This window comes from Xylella taiwanensis, from assembly GCF_013177435.1.
Classification (GTDB): domain Bacteria; phylum Pseudomonadota; class Gammaproteobacteria; order Xanthomonadales; family Xanthomonadaceae; genus Xylella; species Xylella taiwanensis.
This window is the reverse complement of record NZ_CP053627.1, coordinates 80,001-97,057: the sequence shown is the minus strand read 5'-3', so window position 1 is coordinate 97,057 and position 17,057 is coordinate 80,001. Positions and strand designations below refer to the sequence as shown.

The following is a 17,057-nucleotide window of genomic DNA, read 5'->3' as shown; positions in this document are numbered from 1 at the left end:
ACCCTGAAAATTCTTAAAGAATCTCGATAATTTTCAGCATGTAAAATGGCGTTAACAATCGCACGAAGTTTCAAAACAACAGCAATAGCAGATCAAATTCCTTCCATTACGTGAGTTGTACCTGTTTACTCCACGCGATACTGATCACTGGAGATCTTAGACTAAAGATATTTTAGTTGTTGCTCCAATCTGTAACTTCTGTTGGATGCACCGCAGGAAACATTGCGCATAGTCCGAGATTCCTCTACATGCATTTATTTACTCATTAAGTGGTCGACTCCAACCATGAATGACGGCCAGTAGGATAAACAACTAAAACCACCCTGCTTTACTGAATTGTTTTGATGAGATGAATACTCCAATAGTATCTAGACGTGTCAGTCATCGATCAACGGATCATAAAGCGTCACATCTCAGATGTACTTACATGAAAGACTCACAATCCATGCAATTCAAGCAACAATGAAGATCATGTTGAAGAATGAATCTGATCACTATCACAATCTACAGATGTTATTACATGGGTGATCAGCTAAGTACCATGATTCCTCATTGCCTGCAGAAAATAGCTTTTAGAACTAATCTTGATCTTAAGTACTCTGAGTAACTTATTAATTATGAAATCCTCACAATTTCAGAACTCAGAATGCCATCTGGATTTACTTACTGCTATCAACATCAAGTTGTCAATTTATTATTATTGCTTCTTCGATTAAAGATTCCACAATTCAATTGAATTTATGAATTGAATTTATCATTAATTCTCATGAAATATATTGCATCATCATATCCTCAATAAATAAAATATTGCCAATTTAATTGTGCTGTGGATCACTTAAGCTCTATCATCCATGCCGCTTTATCTCAGATGAAGGGGGAATGCAATGAAAACGTATTAAGTGATGCAGCCTTGATTGCAAGCATTTTGAGTTGCAATTCCCTTTCTAATCCACATCAACTTAAGATTTCCAAACTTATTATGAAAACCATGAAAAATTTCGCTCTCTCAAGCCTCACATCCGCCGCTCTGGTATTCTGCGGTTCGGCTTTGGCAGCCGATGGCACCATCACTATCACCGGCAAAGTGACCGACCGGACCTGCACCATCACTGGTAATGGTGGAACAAGCCAAAGCTTCGCGCTGCCACTACCAACAGTGTCGTTCAGCAGCCTGAACTCCGAAGGCAAAACGACTGCCCGTACACCGTTCTACATTGAGCTGACTAATTGCACGGCAGGCAGTACCGTGGCCACCTATTTTGAGCCAGGTCCAAGTGTGGACTTCAAGAGTGGCCGCCTACTCAACCAATCTACGGGAAACAGTGCAGCTACCAATGTGCAGGTTCAGTTGCTGGGCAGCAACGGCCAATTCCTGCCAATTCTGGCCGTTGGTAGTAACGGTGCTCAGACCAACTCACAATGGGTAGCAGTCGATTCAACTGGCGCAGCCAGTCTGCATTACTACTCCGAGTATTACGCCACCGGCGTCAGCACAGCCGGTAACGTGACTACCAACGTTCAGTACACCATCATCTACCAGTAAGCGATAACTGCGCACGGATGACGCACGTCATTCCGTGCGTCGTCTTGCTGCGTTTTATTTCAGTAGCCATGGCTCATCCGATCATGAGAATTCAACACAGCAAAAGCATATGGGCATTTGCCCTCAGCGCCTGCTTATCGACCCAATCCGCTTTCGCAGGCATCATCATCAGCGGCACGCGGGTCGTCTATCCCGCACAATCGCGTGATGTCACGGTGCAGGTTAGCAATACAGGGGAGAGCCCCGCGCTGTTACAAGTCTGGATGGATGACGGCAATGCCAAGCAAACACCTGACGAAAGTAAAGTCCCTTTTCTGGTGACGCCCCCTATCAGTCGTGTTGAGCCTGGTTCAGGGCAAGCGTTGCGTTTGTTTTTTACGGGCGCCACCACATTACCACAGGATCGGGAAAGCTTATTCTGGTTGAACGTTCTGGAAGTTCCACCTGCTCCTTTAGAACATTCAGGTAAAAGTGTTCCAACCTCCGCTGAGAAATCAGAACCCCAGAACTATCTGCAACTCGCGTTCCGCTCACGTATCAAGGTTTTCTATCGTCCATCCGGGCTCAAGGGAACAGCAAACGAGGCACCTGCTTCACTGAGTTGGAAACTGCATTCTGACGGGCGAGTACTCGTAAGCAATCCCACGCCTTACCACGTCACACTCACTCGAACCGAAGCTCTGGATGAGAAAGGAAGCAAAGAGGTCATCGATAAAGCTGGCGTGCTGTTGGCCCCCGGCCAGCAACACACATTCCAAGCCAACACATCAGGTGGACACTCATCAAGGTGGAAAAGTGTGTCATTTACTTTCATCAACGATTACGGCGGGATAGTCACGCAGAACATCGATTTGGGCTCAATGCCTTAATAGCCCTAATTCATAACAAAAAATACTATGAACAAACAGGACATATCACAGCCGAGGAAGGTTGGCACCCTTCAACTCAGCAGCGCGAGCTTCGTTCCAGAATCGGAGATCGCTTCAAGTTGTAGGCTAATAGCGCCCGAACTGACTTTCACACAAGTCAGGGGGCACTACTTTAAACAGCGCATGTTGGTCGCTGCAATCGCTTCGGCATGCACATTAATGATGTCAAGATTGGCTTGCGCGGAGACGGAGCCTGATAATCTTGGACAGCGCATGTTGGTGGCCAAAGCAGAGAACACTGCACCACAACGTGTAGCACAAGCGGTAAATTTCAACAGTAATTTTCTCGTTGGCCAAGCACGTTCGGTTGACTTAGACATGTTTGCCCGCGGTAATCCTGTTATGCCAGGTCTCTATCGCGCCGATCTTTATGTTAACGGCCAATGGAAAGGCCGACGTGATATGGAATTTCGTAATACTGGCGGCCAGGAAGCTGTCACTTGCATGACGCTCACCATGCTGGAAGAGCTGGGGGTCGATACCTCGGCGCTAACAGACGCAGGGGCTGACATACATGCCTGCAAGTCCATCGACCAATGGCTACCCGATGCATACGCACGTTTCGATGTAGCCACTCAGCGCTTGGATGTAAGCATCCCACAGGTGGCTATGCGACGCTCAGCGCGCGGTTACGTCAGTCCATCACTCTGGGATCGTGGTGTCAATGCAGGATTCATCGGCTATAGCTTCAACTGGTACGGTGGCCGTAATGTAAATGCAACAAGCGGTAGGCAACGCGGTGATTCAGCGTATCTAGGAATCGCCAGCGGCTTGAATTTGGGCAATTGGCAGTTCCGCCATAACTCCAGTTACAGCTGGAATTCCAATGATGGATCGCTGTGGCAGAACATCGCCACCTACGCACAACGCGCCTTTCCGGATATAAGCAGCATGCTGACCGTAGGCGATGCCTACACCAGTGGCGAGCTGTTCGATTCTATCGGTTTCCGCGGTGTGAACTTGGCAACCGATGACCGCATGCTACCGGATTCTTTGCGTGGCTATGCACCTATCGTCCGTGGTATCGCACAAAGCAACGCACGCGTAGAGATACGCCAGAACGGCCAGCTGATCTACAGCACCACAGTTGCGCCCGGAGCGTTCGTCATCGACGATCTGTATCCTACGGGCTATGGAGGTGACCTGCAGGTCACTGTCCATGAGACCGATGGCCGCCAACAGCAGTTCAGCGTCCCCTATGGATCTGTAGCACAAATGCTCAGGGCAGGATCGCAGCGGCACAGCCTGACCGTGGGCAAAGTCCGCAACGATATGCTCCGCCATACTCCGTACTTGTTAGAGGGGACTTATCAACGCGGTATCAGCAACGCACTCACAGCTTATGCAGGCAGCACGATTAGTCAGCGTTATATCGCAGCCATAGCGGGAGCAGGTATCTCTACCCCAGTGGGTGCATTTGCCTTGGACGGCACCGTCGCGCGTACAAAGCTGCGTAACGATGCCTTTAGCGGCACGAGTGTGCGCTTAAGCTACAGCAAGCTACTGAGCGAGACCAATACCAATATCACACTAGCTGCGTATCGGTATTCGACGTCAGGCTTTTATGGCTTGCAAGACGCGATCATGGCAATGGACTATGAAAAGCGTGGCTTCAGCAACGCGGCTATCTATCGCCAACGTAGCCAACTTCAACTCACCGTCAACCAGTCATTAGGACCATCACTTGGTTCACTTTATCTGACAGGGTCAGCACGGCAATACTGGAACCAACGCGGCAGCACTATCCAGTATCAAGCGGGCTACAATGTAGCCTATAAGGGCGTAAATTTCGGACTCTCAGCATTACGCTCACAGGTCCCAACCATGCACAGCGATACACAGATGTTATTCACAGTATCGGTTCCACTGGGGAAAACCAACCCGGTAACGGTAACGAGCAACATCGGTCTACGCAATGGGCGCTATGACAGCAGCCGCGCAAGCATGGTGGGATCTGCCGGCAAAGACAATGTGTTAACGTACGGAATCGCTGCATCCGATATGCGAAACAACGACACCATGATCGACGGTAATGTTCAGTACCGTAGTCGTTACACCGCACTTTCAGGCAGCTATAGCCATAGCCGCAGCTACCGTCAAATGAGTCTTGGAGCAAACGGCACCATGGTTGTCCACAGTGGTGGCGTGACGCTGGCTCCTCAACGTGGTGACACGATGGTCATTGTCGAAGCACCAGCAGCAAAGGATGCCAGTGTATCCAACGTCTCCGGCGTGCGCATCGATCAACGCGGCTATGCTGTCGTACCCTACGCATCACCCTATCGCATGAACATCATCACCCTCGATCCTCAAGGGATGAATGCAGATGTGGAATTGGAGACCTCCAGCCAGCTTGTCGCTCCCTATGCGGGTGCAATTTCTAAAGTGACTTTCGGAACCCGCAAGGGTCGCGCACTGATCATTAATGCACGTGCTCCCAATGGCCAACCTTTGCCATTCGGTGCACAGGTCCTTGATGCGCAAGGACAGTCCATTGGCTTGGTCGCACAGGGCAGCCTCATTTACGTACGCGCACAGGATCCCCAAGGTCGTCTCACCATCAAATGGGGCGATCAAGCGGCACAACAATGCCATGTGGAATACCAACTTCCTCCGAACGAAGCCTCGCCTCGCTCTGGAAGTTTTACGACTTTGGAGGCCGTATGTCGATGAACAAAGGAATCCGTACTGCTTGCAACCGGGGATGCCATGCATGGGTTTTGCACATGATGGCAGTGTGCCTGGTGATGCTACTGGCACCCAACGTTCAAGCAGCCTGCAGAGTTAATGCCGGCGTTGTCCCACAAAACATCGAAATTAATGTAGGCCGGGTGCTGATCCAACCTTCCTTACCTATCGGCAGTCGTATTACTTTGTTGACCTATAATCTTAATCCGGTCATAAATGCCGGCTCATGCGATTTTTTCGGTGGAATGTCGTACGCCCATTTCACCCGTTCAATGACAGCAGTCAGTGGCATGGACCATGTCTATCAAACCGATGTCCCGGGTGTGGGAATCAGACTCTACGGAGAGGCGAGCACGCCCAGTGGCGGCGACACAGTGCGCTCTTACTACCCTAGTGATGTGTCGCGGCCCTATTCAATAATCAGCCTTGGCAGTGGATTTTTACAAGTCGAACTGATCAAAACCGCCGCTACAACCGGGTCCGGCCCCGTTGCAAGCAATGGACAATTCACTAATGCCTATTTCGATGGCAGTGGCCCAGGGCGCCCACTACTGACCTCTTCATTCAGTGGCCTAGGCATTACCATCGTCACCTCAACATGCGAGGTCGATACCGGATCTAAGAACATTGCCGTCAATTTCGGCGCGGTGCCCAGTAACACCTTCAGTGGGCTGGGCTCCAAGGGGCCTAACCGTGATTTCGCTATCAATTTGATATGCGCTGGAGGCAATGTGGCCGGCGCGGATCAGGCACTGATATCCGTGCGTATCGATGCCACGCAGGATAGTTCCAACCTGCCTGGGGTGCTTGCGATCACTTCAGCCAACGACGCGGCCAGCAAAGTGGGAATCGAGCTAGTAGATTTGGTCACAGGCAATGAGCGTCAAATCGTGTTTGGGCAAGGTATCACGCTAGGCCGGACTTCTATCAACGCTAGCAGTACGTTGAGCCTGCCTCTACGGGCTCGCTATATCCAGACGCAAGCAGGAAAAGTCGGCGCTGGTGAAGCCAACGGAACAGCAACCTTTACGATTGAATACCAATGACAATGTTTACTCGTAAGTATTCTCAGCAATTATTAAATGGCTTGAAATTTGCATAATTGTAAATTGTGCACTCAGGTATCTTCACTAAAAATAAAGCGTAACGCCCTGCACCTAGAACTCCGCAAATTCACCGGATTATATGCCGATAGTTGTATGCATCGACACGGTTCGCACGAAGCGATACCATCAGCGGATTTGGCAAGTTGCGGCAACGTGTCTAGCCAATGCTGCTCGTAACGATTGTTCAAACAGCCTGTTTTCGCAGCTCAAACTTCAACCCGCAAAACATCTAGCTTAGGGCGTGTATTGATCAAGCCTTCGCTAGCCATAGGTGATCGTATTACCCTATTAACTTTATAACATTAACGAGGTCAAAAACGCTGGTAAATGCGACCAAGCGGGCGGAGCCACCGCACTAGGGCGTTTCACACGTCCGAATAACAGCAGTCAGCGGCATGGCCAATGTTTATCAGACCGATGTCCCGGGCGTTGGAATACGGCTCTACCGGGAAGCAAGCAAAGTGTCCAATTACTATCCTTAACAAGCTTCAGTTAAAAAAACAACACCAACATCACCCTCAACGCAGGATATTTCCAAGTCGAACTGATCAAGACTGCTGCCATAACCGGGTCCGGCCCCGTTGCAAGCAATGGACAATTCACTACTGTCTATTTCGATGGCAGTGGCCCAGGGCGCCCACTACTAACCTCTTCCATTCAGTGGCCTGGGCATTACCATCATCACCCAACATGCCAGGTCGATACAGGATCTAAGAACATTGCCGTCAATTTCGGTGGGGTGACCAGTAACACCTGCAGCGGGCTGGACTCCAAAGGGCCTCATCGTGATTTCGCATATCAATTTGATATGCGCTGGAGGCAATGTGGCTGGCGCGGGTCAGGCACTGATATCAGCGCCCATCAATGCCACGCAGGATAGCTCCAACCTGCCTGGGGGTGCTTGCGCTATCACTTCAGCCAACGACGCTGCCAGCAAAGTGGGGATCGAGCCAGTAGGATCTGGTCACCTGCAATGAACGTCAAGTCGTGTTTGGGCAAGGTATCACGCTAAGCCAGACTTCTATCAACGCTATCAGTAGGTTGCTTCTGTCGCTGCAGGCTCGTTATATCCAGTCGCAAGTAAGAAAAGTCCGCGTTGATGTAGCTAACGGAACAGCAATCTATTACGACTGAATAGCAGTGACAAGGTTCACTCGCAGTATTCTCAACCATTGTCAAACAATTTAAAGCTTCTCACCTCTCGCCTAAAGATTTAATTAAATCAAAGCATTATAGAGTTTTGGCTTGGTATGGTGTGATCAACGTAATCTAACACCTTCCTAACGCTCTGGGTAAGGACACCCATAACTTCAGCATTCCGGGCTTATCCATCGATCGACGCGATTATAAAGTGGTGTCTTGTATTGCATGGATATAGCCGCACGCGATTTTGAGATTCATAGATAAAGGATCTCGAATTTAGTCAATTTCAACACACTCTGTATCAAAGGCAATCTCCCCAGATGACTCTCGCAATCTTGCAGGAGCACACGCTGATCATTGATACACAAAATTTTAACTAAAAAAATGAGAAATTCATCTCATTATTTGACAAGCAATTGATCGATGGATAAAGGCAGACGATGGGATGAATCTGCGTGCACACCAATGATGCTCAAGAGCATCTCACCCTCAGCCAGATGAGCTGACCAAGGGGCACAAATAATCCCACGCAGACTACCAGTTCCTCCACAAGAGGGTGAACCCACTTTGCCCCGGAACTTCACAATTTTGGAAACGATATGTCGATAATCAAGCGAATCGGTGCTGCTCACATCACGGGATCTCAGGAACGAGTTTTACAAATGATGGCAGCGTGCCTGGCGGTGCTACTGGCACCCAATGTCAAGGCAACCTGCCAAGCCAATGCCAACTTAGTCCCGCAGAACATCCAACTTAATGTAGGCCGCGTGCTGATCCAACCTTCGCTGCCTATCGGCAGCCGTATTACTCTGTTAACCTTTAATATTAATCGGGTCTCAAATTCCGGGAGCTGTAGTAGTAACGGGGGAATACTGTATGGCAGTTTCACCCGTCCAATGACACTGGTCAGCGGTATGAACAAGGTCTATCAGACCGATGTCCCTGGCGTGGGAATCCGGCTCTACCGGGAAGCAGGCGACGTATCCAATTACTACCCTTACGAATTGCCGAGGGGCCCTAATACCTCCCTCTACCTCAGCGAGGGAAAGTTCCAAGTCGAACTCATCAAAACCGCCGTTACAACCGGGTCCGGCCCCATCGCAAGCAATGGACCATTCACTACTTACTATGCCGATGGCAGTGGTTCCGGGCGTCCAATGCTGACCTCCACACTCAGTGGCCTGGGCATTACCATCGTCACTTCAACTTGCGAGGTCGATGCCGGATCCAAGAACATTGCCGTCAATTTCGGCGCTGTGTCCAGTAACATCTTCAAGGGCCTGGGCTCCAAAGGGCCTGACCGTGATTTTGCTATCAATTTGATATGCCATGGAGGCAATGTGGCCGAAGCCAATCAGGGATTGATATCCGTGCGTATCGATGCCACACAGGATAGCTCCAAACGACCCGGAGTACTTGCCATCACTTCAGCCAACGACGCGGCCAGCGGAGTGGGTATCGAGCTAGTAGATGTGTTAAACGACAGTGAGCACCAAATCGCGTTTGGTCAAGGTATCCCTCTGGGCAGGACACCGGTCAACGCTAGCAGTACGCTGCGCCTGCCGCTGCGGGCCCGCTATATCCAGACGCAAGCAGGAAAAGTCAGGCCAGGTTCGGCCAATGGAACGGCAACCTTCACTATTGAATACCAGTGACAAGGCGCATTTAAAGCATTTTCAACATGTGTTAGATGATCAAAAACGGTTCACACAGTAGGTATCAAGCTGGAAATCGCTAAGTAAGTCAATCCACAAAGGTGGACTCAATCGCAAAATGACCAACAGCAAGATCGCATCGGCCCCAAAGCTGCTGAACCAATGAGTGGTGTCCCAATCAAGGATGTTGTGATTAATGCCCTCCAAAGATAGCAATCAATGATGAATCTCTCATTGCCGCCCTTAGTCTTAGATCTCATCGTGGTAAATTGATTTACGGCATACCGCTGAGTACCTACCGCAGAGCATCCTTAACGTGTACTGTGTAATTCGTTGTCTAGAACGCCTCCATGTACAGCAGATTATGAATGATGAGTTAAGAATCACATCACATGCTTAGAGCGGTTGCCACGGCTGCGTAGCCAACGCACATTCAAGCAGAGCCATCGGCGCCTCAGAAACCGAATATAGATGGTCATTAATTGCAGACAATGGCTGGTGGCCACGAGCATTGCACAAAAATGCAGCCACAAAGGACCCCAGGTCAGCATGCCGCAGCGGACGCATGGTCTGCGGCACACCCAGTTGCTCCAGGCCGGCACGTAGCAATGCCTGCTGGGTACCCACCAACGCCGGACCTTCCGGCCAAGTCACGCACTGCCCGTCCCAAAAACCAAGATTCCAGACGGTACCCTCCAGCAGGCGCCCATCACCATGCACCAACAGTGCATCGTCAAACCCAGCCGCCTGCACATCACGCCGCAATGCGAACAGTGGAAAGGTACCAACATGTTTGAGATCGGGTAGCGGGCGTACGAATGGAACGCTGCGCACGCGTACACCCATCGTTGGCAACACAGACGGCGACGAAATCGCCAGCAATGTATCAACAGAAACCGGACGCAATGGATCTCGGAAATCAAACCCTGTCGCATATACCGTGATCCTCAGCGAGGCATCCGCTTGACAAAATGCCGTCAAGCCAGCACGTAACTGGACACGCAATGCGGCTATATCCAGCGTGCTATCGAACAGGCGCTGAGTAGCCCGTTCAAGTCGACACAAATGCAAATCCAGGCCGCGCGCAGCACCACCACGCACTTGCAGCGTCGTAAAGTGGCCATAATTAACCAAGGCCAGCATAGCAAGCTGCGTCGCACTGGCGGGCGCTCCGTTACATAAAATTAATGTCATTGCAATAAGCCCCTGAAATCACCCGATGTGCTCTGCCTCAGTTTACCCACCGACCCAACAGGGGTCGAACGGCAGTTTGCTATGACTAGATTCGATCGTGATCAAGGACTCCTCGCAGTGCATCTGCTGTCCTATCGTAGTAATGCAACCACTATGTCATCGCTTAGATCAAAGAGCACTCTTCGACCCAGACAGCCAGCCATATCACTTCCGGAATACACAGGGATACAATTCCCGCCTCAGCACGGCGGTGATCATAGACACATACAGGCAATTGACTACATCTGAGTGAACTTGCTGTGAGAACAGTCGGTCACCTCGCAACCCAGCATCGCCAGCGTATTGGTGCCGGCCATTTCAGCCACAAATACCTCGTGCAACATTGTGGAATAAGAAAACAAAGCACTTCTGAACATCAGCAGCTACGTGAACTGATCGAATTGGAATAGATTCGCGTTCATCAACATCATCACTAGACGTATCAGCATCAGTATGTTGACCAGCCCTACCGGCCTTAAGAAGCATCGCCGCTCCTCACTGTCATTCGACCAAGAACACAAGGATTGCAGCCTCTACATTCAGATCACAACGAACCAAAGATTTATCGGTTGAGCTGTCCTACTCCACCATCGACTGCCTGGGATACCTGCATCCAGGTACTCATCGTATGCAAGAGAACGAGATCAGCACGGCGTCATCTTATGCCGCCAACCAACTACAATCACCGACCACGAAATTAGCATGGGCAAACACCAAGCATCGGCCCAGTCGCAAATAGTATCAGAGGTCGAATGACGTGGAGAACACATGACTGGAATATGGTCAGCAACGCGGAATGTACCGTTCAGTATCGTATCGTGACGCTCACAAGGCCAAAAACATTGCCAAACAACCTCAATGTAAGCCGCTCATACTATTTTGAGGCAACGCCTTCCCCACAGGAGATCAATCAGCACATGTCAGAACAAGAAAGTCCAAAAAGCAAAACAGAGATAAAAATGGTAACTACTCAAGTACCACCACAATGCATCCCCCCTGCATAACCAGCCGTACTCCTGCTTAACGAAACGGCAGCCCTCCACGACCACTCATCGCACCCATCATCCCTCGCATCAACCCTTTCATGCCGCCACCAGAAAGCTTAGACATCATCTTTTCCATCTGTTGGTACTGCTTCATCAGCTTATTCACATCCGAAGGCTGTAGACCAGCTCCCTTGGCAATGCGGACACGGCGCGAGCCGTTGAGCAAGGCTGGATTACGACGTTCCTTCTGAGTCATCGAGTTGATGATCGCAATCATGCGTGGCACTTCCTTCCCAGTGACCTGCTGCTTGAGATGATCCGGGATCTGACCCATGCCCGGAAGCTTATCCATCAAGCTAGCAATGCCTCCCATATTCTGCATCTGTTCCAGCTGTTCCTTCATATCATTCAGATTAAATTTCTTCCCCTTCGCCACCTTAGCAGCAAGCCTAGCAGCTTTCTCCTGGTCAACTGCCTGCTCAACCTGTTCGACCAATGACAACACATCCCCCATATCTAGGATGCGCTTAGCAGCACGGTCTGGATGGAACACATCCAAGTCATCGACCTTCTCACCAGTACCAACAAATTTGATCGGCCGCCCGGTGATGTAACGCACACTCAGGGCGCCGCCACCACGTGCATCGCCATCGGTTTTAGTGAGTATTACACCTGTCAGTGGCAACGCTTCACTAAATGCCTTAGCAGTGTTGGCAGCGTCTTGGCCAGTCATGCTATCAACTACGAACAAGGTCTCCACAGGAGCAACCGTGGCATGCAGCGCCTTGATCTCATCCATCATCTCCTGATCAATGGCTAAGCGACCGGCGGTATCAATCAGCAACACATCGACGAAAGACTTTTTGGCATCGGCAATTGCAGAACGCACAATATCGACTGGATGTTGATCCAAACTGGACGGGAAGCACAGCACACTAACCTGTTCGGCCAGGATCCTAAGTTGCTCGATTGCAGCCGGACGATAGACATCAGCACTGACCACCATCACTTTCTTCTTACGCTTCTCCTTCAAATGCTTAGCCAGCTTACCAACCATGCTGGTTTTACCGGCGCCCTGCAAACCCGCTACCAGTATGACCGCTGGTGCTGGAACATTGAGATTCAACTCGCTGGCAGAGGCACCCATTACCACAGCCAGCTCATCCCTCACGACCTTAATCAGGGCTTGGCCCGGAGTGAGCGATTTAAGCACCTCATGGCCAAGTGCCCGTATCTTGATACGCTCAATCAAGGCTTGTACAACCGACAAGGCGACGTCAGCCTCAAGCAGCGCAATGCGAACCTCACGAGTAGCTTCACGGATATTCTCTTCGGTCAAGCGTCCGCGTCCACGTAGACGCTCGATGGTTCCAGAAAGACGTTGAGTAAGGGACTCAAACATACGACATCACCGTAAGGGAAAACGGATTGGGATTATAACGACTCCCGCATCTGTCCCGACCCATGGTTTAAAGCACGTATTTACAGTATGAGGTTAAATCTTGTTGTTTCTAGTTTTTTGTACTTTTTTTACATATTTTTTAGCGGCATGGATACTGATTGGTACTTTGTTGCTTAATGATGTTACGCAGAGGTGTGATTGGCGTTTTCCAGCGCTGGTGGGGCTATTGGCCCACGGGGGGTATCATTTTTCAGTGTCATTTCACAGTGCTTGGGCTGTGGACATGCATTTTTTTGCTGCGCTATCACTCACAGGGCTGGTGATGTCCGGATTAACCATCTTGTTTGGTACTGACGGGCCGATGGGGACAGTAGGTGTGGTGGTGTTCCCTCTGGCGGGACTGCTGCTGGGTGTTTATCACAGCTATGGTCACTCACCCAGCACGGCACTGGGTTGGCGTGTGGAACTGCATGCTTGGCTGGCATTACTAGGTTATGCGACGTTGAGCATTGCAGCACTGTTGGCGATGATGTTGTGGTTTCAGGAACGTGCGTTGCGGCGCCGCAACGTTCACCGCTGGCGGCGTGCGCTACCACCACTCACTGAGCTGGAGAAGTTACTTTTCCGCATGATCACCGTTGGTTTTGTGCTGTTGACCTTCACCGTGTTCACTGGGCTTTTGTTCGTGAAGGACTTTCTGGAACAGAAGCTGTTGCATAAGAGTGTGCTGAGTGTTCTGTCCTGGGTGGTATTTGGGGCGCTTTTGATTGGACGCTGGCGCTATGGCTGGCGGGGCATTAAGGCGGTGCACTGGACGTTGACTGCGATGACACTTTTAGTATTTGCGTTCTTTGGCAGCAAACTTGTGATCGAGTTGATACTGAGTCACCAGGGCGGTTCAGTACCACCAACCTAGCAAGCCTCATATCTCATAGGGGTGATCAGGGGCAACATCAAACAATGATCATCGCCATCCGGTGAAAACAAGCATGTCTATGTCTATGGGATATAAGATACTTCAAGATTGGCAATTGCCACACCAGACGGTAGTACGCTGTCTGATAGTTGTTTGGCGCAAAAGGCTTCCACAATGCTTACAGGGCTGTTGCTGACGACCGTAGACAAACAATTCCTGCTTGAAGTAGCCAGGGTGCCCATCGGGATCGAGGAAATCTCGCAGGGTAGTTCCTCCACGGTTGATTGCATAGAGAAGAATATCCTTAACCACTTCAGCCAAGCGCTGATAACGTTGGGCAGATATTTTGCCGGCTTCGCATAGGGGGCTGATACCGGCGCGGAACAAGCTTTCAGTGGCATATATATTGCCGACACCGACCACGATACGTTGGTCCATGAGGAAAGCTTTGACGGACACATGGCGACCACGGCTACACTGGTAAAGATAATAGCCATTGAAAACATCTGAGAGTGGTTCGCAGCCAAGGCGCTGGATGAGAGGATGCACTTGTCCATCTTCTTGCCATAGTAAACATCCGAAGCGGCGGGGATCGTTGAAACGTAGCACACGACCGTTAGTTAAAACGATGTCCACATGATCGTGTGGGCGTAGCGGCGTTTCTGCCGCTAGCAGACGCAGACTGCCGGACATACCGAGATGGATGATGAGGCTACCCCCTGCATTAGTATCGATCAGCAGGTATTTGGCCCGACGACGCAAAGCAGTGATGCGATGACCCGGCAGACGACCTTCAATCTGGGAAGGGATATCCCAACGCAAGGTGCGCCTACGCAGGATAAGACAATTGATGAGCTGATCAGTCAGATATGGCAACAGCCCACGCAATGTGGTTTCGACTTCGGGAAGCTCAGGCATGAAAAAGAGAGCTAAAGGCCACCCAAGTGCCTCGCAGAAAGTGAATGACGACAGAAATCACAGCAATTAAACGCATAGAAAGTGTCTGTATAGAAAGCATAAAAAAACAAACCCTCAGCTAATTCAAGCTGAGGGTTCGATGGGAAAAGACCCTGGCAATGACCTACTCTCGCATGGGAAACCCACACTACCATCGGCGCAGCTGCGTTTCACTTCCGAGTTCGGGATGGGATCGGGTGGTTCCACAGCGCTAATATCACCAGGGAGACGGTTGGAGGATGTAATCACCTCATTAAAGAGGAGATACACCTTCTCGCATAGGGAGTGATGATGTAGCAAAGCATTCATGCCTATCAAAATAAGCCACCGATATACCGAAGCAACTTAAGGTTATATGGTCAAGCCACACGGATCATTAGTATCAGTTAGCTCAATGCATTGCTGCACTTACACATCTGACCTATCCACCACGTAGTCTACATGGTTCCTTTAGGGGACTTACATCCCGGGAGATCTCATCTTGAGGCGCGCTTCCCGCTTAGATGCTTTCAGCGGTTATCGCTTCCGAACATAGCTACCCGGCAATGCCACTGGCGTGACAACCGGAACACCAGAGGTTCGTCCACTCCGGTCCTCTCGTACTAGGAGCAGCCCCTCTCAAATCTCCAACGCCCATGGCAGATAGGGACCGAACTGTCTCACGACGTTCTGAACCCAGCTCGCGTACCACTTTAAATGGCGAACAGCCATACCCTTGGGACCGACTACAGCCCCAGGATGTGATGAGCCGACATCGAGGTGCCAAACACCGCCGTCGATATGAACTCTTGGGCGGTATCAGCCTGTTATCCCCGGAGTACCTTTTATCCGTTGAGCGATGGCCCTTCCATACAGAACCACCGGATCACTAAGACCTACTTTCGTACCTGCTTGATCCGTCGATCTTGCAGTCAAGCACGCTTATGCCTTTGCACACAGTGCGCGATGTCCGACCGCGCTGAGCGTACCTTCGTGCTCCTCCGTTACTCTTTGGGAGGAGACCGCCCCAGTCAAACTACCCACCATACACTGTCCCTGATCCGGATAACGGACCTAGGTTAGAACGTCAAGCACGACAGGGTGGTATTTCAAGGATGGCTCCACCACAACTAGCGCCATGGTTTCATAGCCTCCCACCTATCCTACACAGACGAACTCAACGTTCAGTGTAAAGCTATAGTAAAGGTTCACGGGGTCTTTCCGTCTTGCCACGGGAACGCTGCATCTTCACAGCGATTTCAATTTCACTGAGTCTCGGGTGGAGACAGCGCCGCTGTCGTTACGCCATTCGTGCAGGTCGGAACTTACCCGACAAGGAATTTCGCTACCTTAGGACCGTTATAGTTACGGCCGCCGTTTACTGGGGCTTCGATCAAGAGCTTCGCATTACTGCTAACCCCATCAATTAACCTTCCAGCACCGGGCAGGCGTCACACCCTATACGTCCACTTTCGTGTTTGCAGAGTGCTGTGTTTTTGATAAACAGTCGCAGCGGCCTGGTTTCTGCGACCCTCTTCAGCTATGACGCGCATGCGTCACCAAAAAGGGTGCACCTTCTCCCGAAGTTACGGTGCCATGTTGCCTAGTTCCTTCACCCGAGTTCTCTCAAGCGCCTGAGAATTCTCATCCTACCTACCTGTGTCGGTTTACGGTACGGGCTTCGTGAGCTGAAGCTTAGGAGCTTTTCCTGGAAGCGTGGCATCAGTGACTTCGTCTAAAAGACTCGTCTCGGTGCTCGGCTTTAAAAAGGATCCCGGATTTGCCAAAGACCCCAGCCTACCTCCTTTCTCCGGGACAACCAACGCCCGGTACACCTAGCCTTCTCCGTCCCTCCATCGCACTCACGCGAGGTGCAGGAATATTAACCTGCTTCCCATCGACTACGGCTTTCGCCCTCGCCTTAGGGGCCGACTAACCCTGCGCCGATTAACGTTGCGCAAGGAAACCTTAGGCTTTCGGCGTATGGGTTTTTCACCCATATTATCGTTACTCATGTCAGCATTCGCACTTCCGATACCTCCAGCAAGCTTCTCAACTCACCTTCACAGGCGTACGGAACGCTCCTCTACCGCGCATATCAAAATATGCACCCCAAGCTTCGGTTCATAGCTTAGCCCCGTTAAATCTTCCGCGCAGACCGACTCGACCAGTGAGCTATTACGCTTTCTTTAAAGGATGGCTGCTTCTAAGCCAACCTCCTGGCTGTCTGTGCCTTTCCACATCGTTTTCCACTTAGCTATGAATTTGGGACCTTAGCTGTGGGTCTGGGTTGTTTCCCTTTTCACGACGGACGTTAGCACCCGCCGTGTGTCTCCCATACAATCCTTCTCGGTATTCGGAGTTTGCAATGGTTTGGCAAGTCGCGATGACCCCCTAGCCATAACAGTGCTCTACCCCCGAGAGGATACATATGAGGCGCTACCTAAATAGCTTTCGAGGAGAACCAGCTATCTCCGGGTTCGATTAGCTTTTCACTCCTAATCACGCCTCATCCCCTAC

At 50.7% G+C, this 17,057-nt stretch carries 12 protein-coding genes and 2 rRNA genes (1 of these 14 only partly in view); 8 read left to right on the top strand and 6 right to left on the bottom strand.

Features of this window, described 5'->3' with window-relative positions; all coding sequences use genetic code 11:
• Positions 1-988: 988 nt before the first annotated feature.
• From PLS229_RS00345 to PLS229_RS00325, 7 genes are all read left to right on the top strand, one after another.
• Complete coding sequence (locus tag PLS229_RS00345; protein WP_038271866.1) at positions 989-1,543, top strand: fimbrial protein; 555 nt, start codon at positions 989-991, stop codon at positions 1,541-1,543.
• A 44-nt stretch (positions 1,544-1,587) separates the two neighbouring features.
• On the top strand, positions 1,588-2,412 hold the full coding sequence (locus PLS229_RS00340; RefSeq protein ID WP_230428495.1) for a fimbria/pilus periplasmic chaperone: 825 nt from the start codon (positions 1,588-1,590) through the stop codon (positions 2,410-2,412).
• 27 nt (positions 2,413-2,439) lie between these two features.
• Positions 2,440-5,145, top strand: coding sequence for a fimbria/pilus outer membrane usher protein (locus tag PLS229_RS00335; RefSeq protein ID WP_038271854.1), 2,706 nt, complete (start codon positions 2,440-2,442; stop codon positions 5,143-5,145).
• A gap of 53 nt (positions 5,146-5,198) precedes the next feature.
• A complete protein-coding gene (locus PLS229_RS00330) occupies positions 5,199-6,206 on the top strand; it encodes a fimbrial protein (protein ID WP_230428139.1) in 1,008 nt (335 codons plus the stop codon).
• A gap of 455 nt (positions 6,207-6,661) precedes the next feature.
• Positions 6,662-6,748, top strand: coding sequence for a hypothetical protein (locus PLS229_RS12615; RefSeq protein ID WP_425511083.1), 87 nt, complete (start codon positions 6,662-6,664; stop codon positions 6,746-6,748).
• 29 nt (positions 6,749-6,777) lie between these two features.
• Positions 6,778-7,146: a hypothetical protein gene (locus tag PLS229_RS12610; RefSeq protein ID WP_425511082.1), complete on the top strand. Its 369-nt coding sequence runs from the start codon at positions 6,778-6,780 to the stop codon at positions 7,144-7,146.
• Between the two features lie 925 nt (positions 7,147-8,071).
• Complete coding sequence (locus tag PLS229_RS00325; RefSeq protein ID WP_230428138.1) at positions 8,072-9,064, top strand: fimbrial protein; 993 nt, start codon at positions 8,072-8,074, stop codon at positions 9,062-9,064.
• A 396-nt stretch (positions 9,065-9,460) separates the two neighbouring features.
• Here the strand turns inward: PLS229_RS00325 and PLS229_RS00320 are convergent, their stop codons facing one another.
• The 3 genes from PLS229_RS00320 to ffh form a co-directional block, all read right to left on the bottom strand.
• Positions 9,461-10,258: an aminotransferase class IV family protein gene (locus PLS229_RS00320; RefSeq protein WP_038271859.1), complete on the bottom strand. Its 798-nt coding sequence runs from the start codon at positions 10,256-10,258 to the stop codon at positions 9,461-9,463.
• 278 nt (positions 10,259-10,536) lie between these two features.
• Entirely contained in the window at positions 10,537-10,674 is a 138-nt protein-coding gene (locus PLS229_RS11860) for a hypothetical protein (protein WP_216651943.1), read from the bottom strand.
• Positions 10,675-11,317: 643 nt separating this feature from the next.
• Positions 11,318-12,685: a signal recognition particle protein gene (gene ffh, locus PLS229_RS00315; protein ID WP_038271862.1), complete on the bottom strand. Its 1,368-nt coding sequence runs from the start codon at positions 12,683-12,685 to the stop codon at positions 11,318-11,320.
• Between the two features lie 103 nt (positions 12,686-12,788).
• On the opposite strand from ffh, the gene PLS229_RS00310 reads away from it, so the two are divergent.
• Complete coding sequence (locus PLS229_RS00310) at positions 12,789-13,601, top strand: cytochrome C assembly family protein (RefSeq protein WP_425511081.1); 813 nt, start codon at positions 12,789-12,791, stop codon at positions 13,599-13,601.
• Between the two features lie 102 nt (positions 13,602-13,703).
• On the opposite strand, the gene mutM is transcribed toward PLS229_RS00310, so the two are convergent.
• From mutM to PLS229_RS00295, 3 genes are all read right to left on the bottom strand, one after another.
• Positions 13,704-14,519: a bifunctional DNA-formamidopyrimidine glycosylase/DNA-(apurinic or apyrimidinic site) lyase gene (gene mutM, locus PLS229_RS00305; protein ID WP_038273054.1), complete on the bottom strand. Its 816-nt coding sequence runs from the start codon at positions 14,517-14,519 to the stop codon at positions 13,704-13,706.
• A gap of 150 nt (positions 14,520-14,669) precedes the next feature.
• A 5S ribosomal RNA gene (gene rrf, locus PLS229_RS00300) occupies positions 14,670-14,783 on the bottom strand.
• Positions 14,784-14,913: 130 nt separating this feature from the next.
• Positions 14,914-17,057 (bottom strand): 23S ribosomal RNA (locus tag PLS229_RS00295); it runs 735 nt beyond the window's last position.